This window comes from Roseobacter weihaiensis (genome assembly GCF_020622345.1).
Taxonomy (GTDB): domain Bacteria; phylum Pseudomonadota; class Alphaproteobacteria; order Rhodobacterales; family Rhodobacteraceae; genus Roseobacter; species Roseobacter weihaiensis.
Genome location: NZ_JACNMO010000001.1, coordinates 155,500 through 169,659, shown reverse-complemented (window position 1 = coordinate 169,659; position 14,160 = coordinate 155,500). Strand labels below are relative to the sequence as shown.

15 protein-coding genes are annotated in these 14,160 nt (G+C 61.3%); all 15 read left to right on the top strand.

Going from position 1 to position 14,160, the window contains the following annotated elements:
* Positions 1–22: 22 nt before the first annotated feature.
* The 15 genes from H7847_RS00910 (at position 23) to H7847_RS00845 (ending at position 14,136) form a co-directional block, all read left to right on the top strand.
* The gene (locus H7847_RS00910) at positions 23–1,240 is read left to right on the top strand and encodes an ABC transporter substrate-binding protein (protein ID WP_227267498.1); all 1,218 of its coding nucleotides are present in this window, start codon (positions 23–25) and stop codon (positions 1,238–1,240) included.
* Positions 1,241–1,369: 129 nt separating this feature from the next.
* On the top strand, positions 1,370–2,395 hold the full coding sequence (locus H7847_RS00905) for a carbohydrate ABC transporter permease (protein WP_227267497.1): 1,026 nt from the start codon (positions 1,370–1,372) through the stop codon (positions 2,393–2,395).
* On the top strand, positions 2,395–3,552 hold the full coding sequence (locus H7847_RS00900) for a carbohydrate ABC transporter permease (RefSeq protein WP_227267496.1): 1,158 nt from the start codon (positions 2,395–2,397) through the stop codon (positions 3,550–3,552). The genes H7847_RS00905 and H7847_RS00900 overlap by 1 nt, the downstream gene beginning before the upstream one ends.
* Positions 3,552–3,683 carry a hypothetical protein gene (locus H7847_RS26660; protein ID WP_264479410.1) on the top strand — a complete coding sequence of 44 codons (132 nt, stop codon included), beginning with the start codon at positions 3,552–3,554 and terminating at the stop codon, positions 3,681–3,683. Before H7847_RS00900 ends, H7847_RS26660 begins: the two co-directional genes overlap by 1 nt.
* Positions 3,680–4,225, top strand: a complete 546-nt coding sequence (locus H7847_RS00895) for an ester cyclase (RefSeq protein ID WP_227267495.1) — start codon at positions 3,680–3,682, stop codon at positions 4,223–4,225. Before H7847_RS26660 ends, H7847_RS00895 begins: the two co-directional genes overlap by 4 nt.
* The gene (gene hisD / locus H7847_RS00890; RefSeq protein ID WP_227267494.1) at positions 4,222–5,550 is read left to right on the top strand and encodes a histidinol dehydrogenase; all 1,329 of its coding nucleotides are present in this window, start codon (positions 4,222–4,224) and stop codon (positions 5,548–5,550) included. The genes H7847_RS00895 and hisD overlap by 4 nt, the downstream gene beginning before the upstream one ends.
* A 56-nt stretch (positions 5,551–5,606) precedes the next feature.
* Complete coding sequence (locus tag H7847_RS00885; RefSeq protein WP_227267493.1) at positions 5,607–6,653, top strand: ester cyclase; 1,047 nt, start codon at positions 5,607–5,609, stop codon at positions 6,651–6,653.
* Positions 6,650–7,411 carry an SDR family NAD(P)-dependent oxidoreductase gene (locus H7847_RS00880; RefSeq protein ID WP_227267492.1) on the top strand — a complete coding sequence of 254 codons (762 nt, stop codon included), beginning with the start codon at positions 6,650–6,652 and terminating at the stop codon, positions 7,409–7,411. Before H7847_RS00885 ends, H7847_RS00880 begins: the two co-directional genes overlap by 4 nt.
* Before the next feature lie 17 nt (positions 7,412–7,428).
* Complete coding sequence (locus tag H7847_RS00875; RefSeq protein ID WP_227267491.1) at positions 7,429–8,445, top strand: LacI family DNA-binding transcriptional regulator; 1,017 nt, start codon at positions 7,429–7,431, stop codon at positions 8,443–8,445.
* Positions 8,442–9,410: a nuclear transport factor 2 family protein gene (locus H7847_RS00870; RefSeq protein WP_227267490.1), complete on the top strand. Its 969-nt coding sequence runs from the start codon at positions 8,442–8,444 to the stop codon at positions 9,408–9,410. The genes H7847_RS00875 and H7847_RS00870 overlap by 4 nt, the downstream gene beginning before the upstream one ends.
* A gap of 24 nt (positions 9,411–9,434) precedes the next feature.
* A complete protein-coding gene (locus tag H7847_RS00865) occupies positions 9,435–10,040 on the top strand; it encodes a pyridoxamine 5'-phosphate oxidase family protein (RefSeq protein ID WP_227267489.1) in 606 nt (201 codons plus the stop codon).
* 3 nt (positions 10,041–10,043) lie between these two features.
* The gene (locus H7847_RS00860) at positions 10,044–11,009 is read left to right on the top strand and encodes a cupin domain-containing protein (RefSeq protein ID WP_227267488.1); all 966 of its coding nucleotides are present in this window, start codon (positions 10,044–10,046) and stop codon (positions 11,007–11,009) included.
* A gap of 81 nt (positions 11,010–11,090) precedes the next feature.
* The gene (locus tag H7847_RS00855) at positions 11,091–12,290 is read left to right on the top strand and encodes a hypothetical protein (RefSeq protein WP_227267487.1); all 1,200 of its coding nucleotides are present in this window, start codon (positions 11,091–11,093) and stop codon (positions 12,288–12,290) included.
* Positions 12,291–12,316: 26 nt separating this feature from the next.
* Positions 12,317–13,441: a cobalamin-independent methionine synthase II family protein gene (locus H7847_RS00850; RefSeq protein ID WP_227267486.1), complete on the top strand. Its 1,125-nt coding sequence runs from the start codon at positions 12,317–12,319 to the stop codon at positions 13,439–13,441.
* Complete coding sequence (locus H7847_RS00845; RefSeq protein ID WP_227267485.1) at positions 13,441–14,136, top strand: RraA family protein; 696 nt, start codon at positions 13,441–13,443, stop codon at positions 14,134–14,136. The genes H7847_RS00850 and H7847_RS00845 overlap by 1 nt, the downstream gene beginning before the upstream one ends.
* Positions 14,137–14,160 lie beyond the last annotated feature (24 nt).

Sequence of the window (14,160 nt, the reverse complement as noted above, 5' to 3'; positions counted from 1 at the left end):
AACTGCAACAGGGAGTTTGCATATGTTTTTGAGAAAAATTGCACTGGCGGGCGCCGTCTCGCTGATGGGAAGCGGGGCGCTGGCGTGTTCTTACGAAAACGAGGTGCCGATCAAATCGCTGAGCGCGGGCTTCGAAGCATGGAAAGCCCTCACCGACGCGATGGCGGAATGCGGGAATTTCCAGGCCGAGCTGGATCAGGAGTTCCGCACCAAGCAACCGGCGGCTTTCGAAGCCAATCCCGCGCTTTATCAGATCGGGGGCGTGGCGAACGGCACCATCACGCCTTTGTTGAATGCGGGCACGATCCGCCCGTTGGATGATCTGGTTGAAAAGTACGGACAAAACCTCAAACCCAATCAGCTCATTCGCATCAACGGTCAGATCATGGCGGTGGCGATGATGGTGAATACGCAGCACCTGATGTACCGCTCCGACGTGCTGGCGGATCTGGGGATCGAGACGCCGACGACCTGGGACGAGGTGCTTGCCGCCTCCGCCAAGATCAAGGAGGCGGGGGTGATGGAGTATCCGCTGGGGGCGACGTTGAAGTCCGGCTGGAACATCGCCCAGGATTTCAACAACATGTACACCGGGTTTGGCGGCACGTTTTTCAATGAGGACAACACGACGGCGGTGAACAGTGACGCGGGGATCAAAGCGCTGGAGATGATGAAGGCGATGACGGAATATACCGATCCGGAAGTTCTGGTGTCGGATTCCACCTATGTTCAGCAACAGTTCCAGCAGGGCAAGATCGCGATGGCAAACCTCTGGTCGAGCCGGGCAGGTGCCATGAACGATGAAACAGAGAGCCAGGTGGCCGGAAAAGTGGTCATGGCGGCGGCTCCCAAGGCAATGGAGGGCGGCGCGCCTGCAACCACGATGTGGTGGGACGGTATCGTGATTGCCAAGAACATCTCTGACGCAGAAGCCGAGGCCGCCTTCCGCCTGGCGATGGAAGGGATGAACGCGGAAATGGTGCAGGGTGCCAACGACGCTGCGATCTGGCTGGTCGAGGGGTACGAGCCCAATGACCTCGCCCAGGGTGTCATTGAAACCGCAACAGCAATCCCCCCGCCCCCTGCCTATCCGTCGACCACGCAGATGGGTCTGCTGCACTCCGCCTTGGGCAATGAGTTGCCAGCCTTCTTTACCGGCGAGCGGGACGCTAAGGCGACACTGGTGGCCATCACGGAAGCCTATACGACCTCTGCAAAAGAAGCGGGCGTTCTCAAGTAATCAATAACGCGGGCCGGGGGTATCTCGGCCCGCGTGTTTCCACCGGGACGTTTTGTCAAACGCGAAACGGCATGCGTTTTGCAAAGCCTGCCGGGCAATTTGCAACCGTGCTGCCGCGAGGAGTGCACCATGAAATTCAAGACATTTGCCGCCTTTGTCGGCCCATCGGTCTTTATGATGCTTTTGTTCATCGCGGCGCCGCTTGTCAGCGTGCTCATCCAGAGCTTTCAGGTAACGCAGCCCATTCTGGAACAGGTGGAGGTGGAGACCTGCACCCCCGGCTTTCTGACGCAAACCTGCGTCACGGAGGTGAAAACGGTACCGGTGCTGGATGAGAATGGCGCGACAGTGACCGAAACCCGCTGGGTTGGTCTGCAGAGCTACCAAAACGTGCTGCAGATGAACAAGGTCTGGGAAGCTGTCGGTAACGGCAGCTGGAACGACATCATGCAGATCGACTTCTGGAAGGCGCTGCGCTTCACCTTGACCTTTACGCTGCTTACCCTGCCGCTTGTGATCGGCGTCGGTCTCGCCATTGCGCTGGCGGTGAACAACGCGACGCGTGCGATCCGGGGGCCGGTTATCTTTATCTCGCTCTTGCCCTTTATCATCACACCCGTCATCGGCGCGCTCTCGATCTACTGGCTCTTTGTGGGCGACGGCATCCTGACGGCGATGCTGGAGCGTTGGACGGGCACAAATATTTCGATGTTCGCACAGGGCTGGACCATCGAGATATTGATGTATTTCTTCCAGGTCTGGCACGTGGCCCCCTTTGCCTTCGTGATCTTTTATGCCGGGCTGCAGACCGTGAACATGGACACCCTGGAATCCGCCGTGATCGACGGGGCCAGCCGCTGGGAGCGCCTGCGCCATGTGATTGTGCCGCATCTGATGCCGCTCATCATCTTCATCGCGCTCATCCATCTGATGGACACCTACCGCGCCTTCGAGGTCATTGTCGGCTTCCGCAGCCAGGCGCATGTGATCTCGCTGCAATGGCTGACTTATGACTTCATGACGCCGGACGATGCGGGCAACCGTGCAATCTCGCGCGCTTCGGCCTCTGCCATGCTGACCATGATCGGCATCGTTTTCCTGCTGATCCTGCCACTGCGCCGCACCTGGCGTGACCACAAGGGGAGTGCGCACTGATGTCGACCTCAAAAGCCATGCAGCAGTCTTTCGCACTGCGGTTTTCGTCCGGTGCCTTTCTGGCCTTCTGGTGCCTTTTGGCCGCTTTCCCGATTTTCTGGATCGCGATCATGAGCTTTAAATCGCCGGTGGATGCCTTTGCGGCGAGCCCCTGGGATGTGATCACCGGGCCTGCAACCCGTGCAAATGGCGATGGCCTTTCGATCCTTGATATCGTCCTCGGGCTTTGCGTGCTCTATTTCGCTGTCCGCTGGGCCTTTACCCGCTTGCCGGAGCTGGTGCGGCACTACTGCCCGCCTGGGATCATCGCCCTGGGCTGGATTTTTGGCGCCTTGATTTATGCCATCGGCTTTGTGCTCATCTTCTTTGGTCTGCTGCCTCTGATCCTTGGCCCGTTAAACGGCCTGCTCGGTCCCTTGGGCACGCCGGTCCTGGGCCTGACCACCGAACATTACGTTGCGGTCTGGGCCGAAAACGAATTCTACCGCAATTTTCTGAACTCCATGCTGGTCACGGCCGGTGTCGTGACGGTCTCGCTCACGGTCGGCACCCTTGCCGGCTACGGGCTGGCGCGCTCAGGCTCTGATCTGGCGTTCTGGCTGCTCATTCTCGCGCTGATCTTTCGCGCGTTGCCGCATTCGGTTCTTGTGGCGGGCTATCTGCCGGTGTTCATCAACTCCTCTGAAATCCTGGCTCCCATCTTCGGCGAGGGCGCGCCCACCCTCTATGGCCAGCCCTGGGCCGTTATTGCGGTTCTGGTCGCGATCAACCAGCCCTTCACCATCTGGATGCTGCGGTCGTTCTTTCAGAATATTCCTGCGGAATTGGACGAGGCCGCGCGGGTCGACGGGTGCTCGCATTTTCAGGCGTTCCGCCGGGTCATCATGCCGGTGATGTGGCCGGGCGTTATCACCACGGGGCTGTTTTCGTTCCTGCTGGGATATAACGACTTTCTGGTGACCTCGCTGCTGCTGGATGCACAAAATCAGACCATGGTTCCGGCCATTGCAGGCTATTTCAACCGCGAGACAACCACCACCGACCAGGTCGAGGCCGTGGCCGCCGCCGTGTCGATCACCGCGCCGCTGTTTTTGCTGGTCATGATATTCCAGCGCCAGATCGTCAGCGGTCTGACAGCGGGGGCGGTGAAGGGCTGATGAGCAAACAGGCCAGATCCGGGCTGATGCAGCGCCACCCTGCGCTCAACCGGCTGCTCAGGGATTTCATCTTGAAGCGTGCGGGGGCTGCCGCGCGTTTTCAGGTTCAGGATGAAGGGAAAACCCCATGAAGGGATCAAGACCAGAGCAGGCCGTGCTGACCAAAGACACGGATATGAGCAAGACAGACGAGACCCGTGCCGTGATCGAAGCGATGGTCGACGGGCTCAACGACCACCGCATCGACGATATCGGGGCCTTTTTTGCGGAGAATTTCCGTTGGAGGGGCAATCAGGGCTGCGGCACGAAAAACGGGTTGCAGCAGTTTCAGGACAACTGGCAGCGCCCGTTTCAGGCGGCCTTTTCCGACAAGGTCTGCGTGGATGAGGCGCGGCTTTACATGGGCGAGTGGGCGGCGGCCTTTGGTCGTCAGGAGGCGACGCATTCGGGAGCTTTTATGGGGCTGGCCCCAACCGGTAAGCGGGTTGAGATCCGCTATATGGATTTCTGGAAAGTCGAAGACGGGCGCATCACCGACAATTGGGTGATGGTCGATTTTCCGCATGTGTTGGCCCAGTTGGGCTGTGATGTATTTGACGGGATGGGGTGGGAGACCTTTGATCAAGGGCGCGCGGTACCGCCCCGCCCCGAAGAGGGAGGCGCAGAGAGATGACAATCGATTATCTGAAAAGCGGCAAGCCGGAAGCGGCACGCGCCGAAGATGACGCAAAGGTCCGCGCGTCGGTGGAGGCCACGCTGGCGGATATCGAGGCGCGGGGCGATGCTGCGGTGCGGGCGCTGAGTGAAAAGTTCGACAGCTACGCGCCTGCGTCCTTCCGATTGAGCCCGCAGGAGATCGACGATCTGATCGCGCAACTCAGCCCGCAAGAGCTGAAAGATATCAAATTCGCGCAAGAGCAGGTGCGCAATTTTGCCCGGGCCCAGCGGGATTCGATGCTCGATATCGAAGTGGAAACCCTGCCCGGCGTGATCCTGGGGCACAAGAACATCCCCGTACAATCGGTGGGCTGTTACGTGCCGGGCGGCAAATTCCCCATGGTCGCCTCGGCGCACATGTCGGTGGCCACGGCCAGCGTGGCCAAGGTGCCGCGCATCATCGCCTGCACGCCCCCCTTCAAGGGTAAACCCAACCCGGCGGTAATTGCCGCGATGCATCTGGGCGGTGCGGATGAGATTTACGTGATGGGCGGTATTCAGGCGGTGGGGGCCATGGCGCTCGGCACCGAGACGATTGACCCCGTGCATATGATCGTGGGGCCAGGCAACGCCTTTGTGGCCGAGGCCAAACGCCAGCTTTTCGGGCGTGTCGGCATCGATTTGTTCGCAGGCCCGACCGAGACCATGGTCATCGCGGATGACACCGTGGATGCGGAGATGTGCGCCACCGACCTGCTGGGCCAGGCGGAGCATGGCTATAACTCGCCCGCCGTGCTCCTGACCAATTCGCGCAGGCTTGCCGAGGACACGCTGGCCGAGATCGACCGCATCCTGCAGATCCTGCCGACCGCGGAGACAGCCCGCGTAAGTTGGCAAGACTACGGTGAGGTGATCCTCTGTGATACCTATGACGAGATGTTGAAGGTGGCCGATGACGTGGCCTCTGAACATGTGCAGGTCATGACCGACCGCGATGACTGGTTCCTGGAGAACATGACCTGCTATGGGGCACTCTTTCTGGGGCCGCGCACGAATGTGGCCAACGGCGACAAGGTGATTGGCACCAACCATACGCTGCCCACCCGGAAGGCGGGGCGCTATACCGGCGGGCTCTGGGTCGGCAAGTTCCTCAAGACGCACAGCTACCAAAAGGTCACCACGGATGCCGCTGCTGCAGAAATCGGTGCCTACGGCTCACGCCTGTGCATGTTGGAGGGGTTCGTGGGACATGCGGAGCAATGCAACCTGCGGGTCCGGCGCTACGGCGGGCAAAACGTACCCTATGGCGCGGGGGCGGAACCGCTGGAGGCTGCGGAGTAGGGCGACGCCCAAGGCGCATGGTCGTCTTTCCCAACTGCTGAAGAACAGAGAAATAGATGGACAGGCATTCCACCCATAAAGACCTGATCGCCCCGCTGCGGGTGGCAATGTATGATTTCGAGCTCCAGGCGGTGCGCGCGCTCCTGCATGAGATTTGTGCGCCGGATGTGGTCTTCCGGCTGGCCTTTCCGTTTGAGACGATCCAGGGCGTGGACGCTTATGTGGACCGGGCCTATGCGTCGCTTGCGCGGGCCTGGCCCGATCTGGAACGGCGCGATTACATTGTGATGGCGGGACCCACGCCCGAGGGCGCGGACTGGATCGGCTGCGGCGGGTATTACACCGGAGCGTTCATGACCCCCTGGCACGACATCCCCGCGACAGGCCACATGGCGCATATGCGGTTTCACGAGTTTTACCGCTTTGAGGACCGCAAGATCACCGAGATGCAGGCGCTTTGGGACTTGCCCGAGGTGATGATGCAGGCGGGAGCCTGGCCGATGAGCCCGTCTTTGGGGCGCGAATGGCATGTGCCGGGGCCTGCCACCTGCGATGGTTTGGTGCCTGCGCCTCATGACGCCGCGCAGGGCACCGCGACCTGCGCCCATATCATCGAGATGCTTGAGTACCTCAAGAAGCACCCCGGCGAAGGCGGGCCGGAGGTGATGGAGATGGACCGCTTCTGGCATCCGCGCATGTCCTGGTACGGGCCTGCGGGGATTGGCACCGGACGCGGACAGCGCGGGTTCCGGCATTGGCACCAGATCCCCTTTCTCAAGGCGATGCCGGATCGGGGGCAACATCTGGATGAGATCGCGTACCACTTTTTCGGGGATCGCAATTACGCTGCCGTCACCGGCTGGCCGGACATGGTGCAGTCGATCACGCAGGGCGGCTGGCTTGGGATTGCGCCGGTGGGTAAGAAGATCGAGATGCGCTCCTTGGATTTCTGGCGGGTTGAGGCCGGTTTGATCCGGGAAAACTGGGTGATGGTTGATCTGCTGCATATGTATGACCAGATCGGTGTTGATGTGTTGGGACGCCTGCGCGAATTCAACAAGGCAAGACCGGGATTCGATCCCGAAACGGGAGAGGCGCTGTGACCAATCTGCCAAGAACGCCACGGTTCGATCTGACCGGCAGCCGGGCGCTTGTGACCGGGGCGTCCTCCGGTATCGGGCTGGGCTGTGCGGTGGCTTTGGCTGAGGCGGGCGCGCATGTGGTCTGTGCCGCGCGGCGATCCGGGCCCTTGCAGGGCTGCGTCGATGCCATCGCATCCGGGGGCCTGTCCGCCGAGGCGATGACTTTCGACCAGACTGACCTTGACGCCATGGCGGAGGCCTTTGAGGCGCCTTTTGACGTGGTGATCAACTCCGCAGGGCTCGCGCGGCACACGCCCGCGGTGGAGACGACCCCCGCAGATTTCGACGCGGTGATGAACATCAACCTGCGCAGCGCCTATTTCCTCTCGGCCTCTGCCGCCAGAGCGCTGCAAGCGGCAGGGCGGCCCGGATCGATCATCCATATCTCAAGCCAGATGGGCCATGTGGGTGGGGTCGACCGGGCGGTCTATTGCGCGTCCAAACACGCGCTCGAAGGGATGGTGAAAGCAATGGCCATCGAATGGGGAAAATCAGGCATCCGCATCAACACGATCTGCCCGACCTTCATCCGCACGCCCCTCAGCCAGGCCACCTTCGACGACCCGGACAGGCTGGCGTGGATCATGGACAAGATCAAGCTGCCCCGCGTCGGCGAGGTCGAAGACATCATGGGGGCGGCCGTCTTTCTGGCCTCTGATGCCTCGGCGATGGTGACAGGCACCTCGATGCTGATCGATGGCGGCTGGACGGCGGGCTGATGGGCAGGGAAGACAAAATGGGTAAAGTGACTTCCCTCGACGTGGCTGCAAAGGCAGGCGTCAGCCGCTCCGCGGTGAGCCGGGTGTTCACGCCGGGTGCCTCTGTCAGCCAGAGCACGCGCGACAAAGTGCGCCAGGCCGCCGCTGATCTGGGCTACCGGCCCAATGTGCTGGCCCGGTCGCTCAACACCGGGCGCAGCCGGATCATCGGGTTGGTGGTCGCCTATCTCGAAAACCAGTTCTACCCCGAAGCGATCGAACGGCTGTCCAAATCGCTACAGGCGGAGGGCTACCATGTGCTGGTCTTCATGGCCTCCAACGATCATGCGGCGACGCAATCTGTCATTGATGAATTGCTGGACTATCAGGTCGACGCGATCATTGCAGCCTCGGTGGGTCTGTCCAATGATCTGACCCAGCGTTGCGAGGGTCTTGGCATTCCCATCATCCTTTTCAACCGCCACCAATATGATGATCGCATGACATCCGTCACGTCTGACAATGTTGCGGGCGGGCGCAAACTGGCGGCGTTTCTGGTGGCCGCCGGGCATCAGCGCATCGCCCATATCGCGGGCTGGGAAGGAGCGTCGACCCAGATCGACCGGGAAGCAGGCTTTCGGACAGGTCTTGAGCAGGCGGGCGTCACGCTTTACGCACGCGGGCTAGGGAATTTCGACTTCGAAACCGCCAAAGCTGCCGCCCGCGACATGTTCAACGGCCCAGAGCACCCCGATGCGGTTTTTGTGGCCAATGACCACATGGCCTTTGCCGTGATGGATGTCCTTCGGTTCGAGCTTGGCCTGCGTGTGCCCGACGATGTCTCGGTCGTGGGATATGACGATGTGACCTTGTCGTGCTGGCCCAGCTATGACCTCACCACAGTGCGCCAACCGGCCAACCGCATGGTGGCCGAAACGACACGGGCCCTGATGGCACGTCTGGCCGGGCAGGATGAAGCCCCGCAGCGCATCGTGCTCGATGGCCCTTTGATGATCCGCGGCTCTGCCCGCCTACCCAAGGACACCTCCTCATGAAAGGCTTCGATCCGAAGTTCAAGGACTTCCCCGACTACATCATCGGCATTACCAAGGAGATCTGGGAGGATCGCGGCATCGCGACCCTGCATCAGTATTACGCGGAGGATATCGTTGTCCGCTCGCCCGCTTCGGTTGTGGTCGGCAATCAGAATGTCATCGGGGCGACGATGGCCACACTGGCGGAGTTTCCCGACCGCACCCTGCTGGGCGAAGACGTGATCTGGTCCGGCACCCCCGAAGAGGGGATGCTGTCGTCGCACCGGCTGTTGAGCACCGCCACCCATGCCCGTGACGGGGTCTACGGTAAAGCCACCGGCAAGAAGCTGACCTACCGCATCCTCGCGGATTGCCACGCGATCAACAACCAGATCAATGACGAATGGCTGATCCGCGATCAGGGGGCCATCGTGCGGCAATTGGGCTGGGACCCCAAGGCCTATGCCGCTGACCTGATCGAGAACGAGGGGGGCGCGGAGGCCTGCACCCGCCCACTTAGCCCGGCAACGGACCAGCCCGGTCCCTACAAAGGCCGGGGCAACGAGAACGAATGGGGTGCAAGATATACCGATATCCTGACCCGCATCATGGGCGCGGATATGGCCGCAATCCCCGTGGCATATGACCGGGCGGCGCATCTGGAATACCCCGGTGGTGTCACCGGCCACAGCCACGGCGATGTGGATCAGTTCTGGATGGGTCTGCGGGCCTCCTTTCCGGATGCAACATTCCAGATCGACCACCAGATCGGGCGCGAGGACCCGATGATGCCACCGCGGGCTGCCCTGCGCTGGTCGCTGACGGGCAAGCACAGCGGATGGGGGGCCTTCGGCGCACCGACAGGGGCCGAGATCTATCTGCTGGGTATCTGTCATGCCGAGTTCGGGCCTTGGGGTCTGCGCCGCGAATACGTGATTTATGATGAAACCACGATCTGGAAACAGATCCTGCTGCACACGGGCTAGGCGATGGATCACTTCGGAACCCTGATGTTTACGCCGGCCGTGCAGGCCAAACAGACCGCCCAAGGCTCGCGCGAGACCTACGCACGCATCACCGAACGCCCCGCCCCGCAGGGTCTGGGCGCGGATGAAGTTGCGTTTCTTGCCTCACGCAGCTCGTTTTATATGGCAACGGTGACGGAAACGGGCTGGCCCTACGTGCAGCATCGCGGCGGGCCGGTCGGATTTCTCAAGGTGTTGGACCCGCAGACCATCGGTTTTGCCGACTACCGGGGAAACCGTCAATATGTGAGCGCCGGCAATCTTGCGGGCGATGATCGCGTGTCGCTCTTTGTGATGGACTATCCGCGCAAGGCAAGGCTGAAGCTGCTGGGCCACGCCACGATGCAGGAGGCAGAGGCCTCTCCCGATCTCGTGGAACAGCTCGCCACCGAGGGCGCGGGCAAGGTCGAGCGTGTGGTGACCATCAAGATTGCAGCCTTCGACTGGAACTGCCCGCAATTCATCTCGCCGCGCTTTGACACAGAAGAGCTTGCCGTCCTCGTGGGGCCAGAGATATCGCGGCTCGAAACAAAGGTCGCAGAGCTTGAGGCCGAACTGGCCAGCCTGCGCGCAACCAAGGAAAGAGACTGACCCATGACACCTGCCGAGATGGAAGCCCGAATTGTTCGCTATGGTGATTTGCGCCCGTGTAAAACGGCCTTTATCGATGCGCATACCCCCGGCTCTGACCAGAAGGAGAACTTCACCATCATCGGCGGCGGTGTATCCGAAAGCCCCGACCAGCACGTGCATATCGTACTGCCGCATGGCTTCAACATCGGGGCTGCGGGTCAGCCTCCCAAATGCCGCAACTCCCTGCACAGTCACCGCACGGCGGAGGTGTTCTTTGTGCTCAAGGGCCGCTGGCGCTTTTTCTGGGGGCGGTGGGGCGATGCCGGAGAAGTTGTGCTGGAAGAGGGCGATATCATCAACATCCCCACGGGCATTTTCCGCGGCTTCGAGAATATCGGCACCGACTACGGTATGATCATGGCCGTGCTGGGCGGGGATGATGCCGGCGGCGGCGTCATCTGGGCCCCGCAGGTCATCGAGGAGGCGCAGGCCCATGGGTTGATCCTTGGCGCAAACGGGCGGCTTTACGACACCAAGCGTGGCGAGACGCTGCCCGATGAGGTCAAACCGATGCCGGTCCTCTCAGGGGAGGAGTTGCAAGACTTTCCCGAAATGACGCCGCAGCAGGTCGTGGGATATGGCGTGCGGCGCTACAACGATCTGATGGCGCTGGCAAACAAGGAGCCGGTCGAGGTCATCGGTGAAACCGGCGTCATCCGGGACAAGCCGGGGTTCGAGATCACGTTTCTGACCCGCGCCTCTGCCAGCCCGGTGATGCACGCACACGACCGGGCGTCGGTCCTGATGCCGGTGCGCGGTCATTGGCGGCTGCGTTGGGAGGGCGGCGAGGCCACCTTGAACCCTGGCGATACCTGTTCGGTGCCTGCCGGGTTGCGACACACTTCTGTTCCGGCCATGACAGGCGAGGCGAGCCTTTACCACATTGTAGGAACAGATGATCCGGCCGGGCCGACATGGCTGGGGTAATTTGAACATCGTTCACAAACGTGTTGTATTTAATCTGCCAATCCATTACCAAGAATATGAACAACGTTCATAGAGGTGAATATGCACAGGTTAGCAAATACAAAATCACTGGTAGAAGAAGGTGTTATCACCCAAACTGCCGCGCGGCTGATCGAATCGCGGTCGCGCAGCACCATGGTGACCCTGGCGATCAATGCAGTACTGTGCCTGGGCATTCTCTTTGCCACCGGCGGGCTGATTTTCTGGCTTGCGGACGCGGTTCTCGTTGCCGTTTTTGGCCTGCTGCTCCTGGGGGGCGGCGTCGTCATTCTCAGCAGCGGACATGATCTTTATGCCATGTTCGGCAAGGCTGCGGCCCTCATCGGCGCGGGCATGCTGATCGGCGGTGCCGGGGTGGAGCTTGCAGACAAGCACGAACATATCGCCGGGACGGTGATGGCCCTCGGCGGGGCGGCGATTGCGACCGTGGCCGCCTGGGCCCTGACAGCGCGGCGTCTGGCGCCACGCTTTGTCACCGGGGCCGTCATGCTGATGGCAGGTACGCTTCATCTTGTGGGGGTCGAAGTCCTCATATCGGATGCCCGGATCACTGGTCTCCCGGTACATCTGTTCTGGCTCTATGCGGCGGGCGCCGTTGCGCTGGCGGGCTGGATCGTGGACCTGCGGGTCGTCTCGGCGCTGGCCATCGGCCCCTTCGCCCAGGCGCTCGACACCAGCACGGCCTATTTTCATGCCGCCTATGTGTTCTATTCGCCCGAAGCCACGCTGTCGGTTTTGCAAATGACGCTTCTGGTGCTGCTGGGCCTTGCCGTGGCCCGCCGATGCGATGAGCGCACCGCCCGCCATGCCCGTATCCATGTCATCATGGCCTTTATTGTTGCGAACCTCTGCGCGCTGGTCGGCAGCCTTTGGGGCGATGTCGTGGGCGAACATGTCTGGGGACCCGGCGCGCGCCCCGCAGAGGGCGTCAGCTACGACATCTGGCGCGATCAGGTCGCAACCTTCAGGGCCTCGGCGCTCGTGATCCACGAACATGTGTTTTCGGTCCTGTGGGCCGTGGTGTTGGCGGGGACGATCTTTTACGCCGCCCACCGCAATCTGCGCGGATTGTTCAATGCTGCGGTGACCTTTGCCGGCCTCCATGCCTATACACAGGTCTTTGAGACCTTCTACGATGAACCGCTGGCCTATGTCGTCGGGGGCTTTGCCGCGATCCCGCTGGCCTGGGGGATGTGGCGGTTGAACACGTGGTTCATGCTGCGTCATCCGGCGCAGAGCTGACACAGGACCCAAGGAGGGAGATCGAAATGATAAAGACAACCCATGTCGGCAGTTTGCCCCGGACACAGGAGGTCGTGGATTTCATATTCGCCCGGGAACGCGAGGAACCCTATGATGTCGTCGCTTTCGACAGGGCGATGCAAAGGGCGGTGTCCGACACGGTGGCCAAACAGGTGGCTTCCGGCGTGGATATCGTCAGTGATGGGGAGACATCCAAGATCTCCTACGCCACCTATGTCAAGGATCGCTACACCGGGTTTTCAGGCGACAGCCCGCGCAATGCGCCTGCGGATCTCAAACAGTTCCCCAGCTTTCTCAAGCGGCTGGCAGAGGATGGCGGTACGCCGAAATACGCGCGCCCGATGTGCACGGGCGAAGTGCGGTCCAAAGGGCAGGGCGAGCTGGGCAAGGATATCGCCAACCTCAAGGCGGCGATGGCAGCGCACGGGGTTGAGCGCGGCTTCATGAATGCGGCGTCTCCGGGGGTGATTTCGCTCTTCTTGCAGAACGATCACTACCCGACCCGTGATGCCTATCTGGCCGCCCTCGCGGATGCGATGCGCGAGGAATACGAGACGATTGTGGCAGCGGGACTTGATCTGCAGCTCGATTGCCCGGACCTCGCCCTGTCGCGCCACATGCTGTTTCATGATCTGACCGATGCCGCCTTTCTCAAGATCGCAGGGGCCCATGTGGAGGCACTCAACCATGCTTTGGCGAATGTCCCGCAAGACCGGGTGCGCATTCACATCTGCTGGGGCAATTACGAGGGGCCGCACACCTGCGACATCGGGATGGAGAAGGTCTTTGATACCCTGATGGCGGCCAAGGCGCGCTATCTGCTTTTTGAAACGTCAAACCCGCGTCATGCGCATGAATGGACCGTCTTTCGGGATCGCAAGGCGGAGATCCCGGACGACAAGGTGCTGGTGCCGGGTGTGGTGGATACAACAACAAATTTTGTCGAGCACCCGGAGGTGGTGGCCCAGCGGATCGAGCGGTTCACCGCGATTGTGGGCCCGGACCGGGTGATTGCCGGGTCGGATTGCGGCTTTGGGACTTTTGCGGGCTTTGGCTCGGTCGATCCCGACATTGCCTATGCCAAGCTTGGGGCTTTGTCGGAGGGGGCCGCGCTGGCGGCGGCCCGCTGATGGATAACGCTCTGCACAAGCTGTTGACGCAAGTGGATACGCCGACCATCTGCAACGCGATCGAAGTGGCGCAGGGTCAGCGGGGCTTTGATCTTTTTACCCGCGGCACGATGCTCAGCTCAGCACCGCAGGCGGCTGCCATGGTGGGGTATGCCCGCACCGCCCGCATCCGCGCGGTCGACCCACCCACCGAGCCGCCCGAGGTTATCAAGGCACGGCGCATGGCCTACTATCGCCATATGGCGGAGGGGCCGCGCCCGGCATTGGCGGTGGTGCAGGATCTGGATGTGCCCAACGCCATCGGGGCCTATTGGGGTGAGATCAACACCAATATCCACAAATCCTTTGGTCTGTCGGGCACGCTGACCGACGGGGTGATGCGCGATCTCGGCGACCTGCCCGAGGGCTATCCGGTGGTGGCGGGCTCCATCGGGCCAAGCCACGGGTTCGTGCATGTGGTGGATATCGGCCAGCCGGTCGAGATTTTCGGCCTGCCGGTGTCAGATGGCGATCTGATCCATGCGGACCGGCACGGTGCGCTTGTTGTTCCACCCGATGTGATCCCCAAGCTGGCCCTGGCGATTGAGACCTTGATGACCTCCGAGCGGATCATCTTTGACGCTGTCAAAGGCCAACGGCTGACCTTTGCAGAATTTGAAGATGTCTGGGCCGCTTTTGAGGCCGCGCGGACGTGAAGCAATGACATGAAACAGCACCAA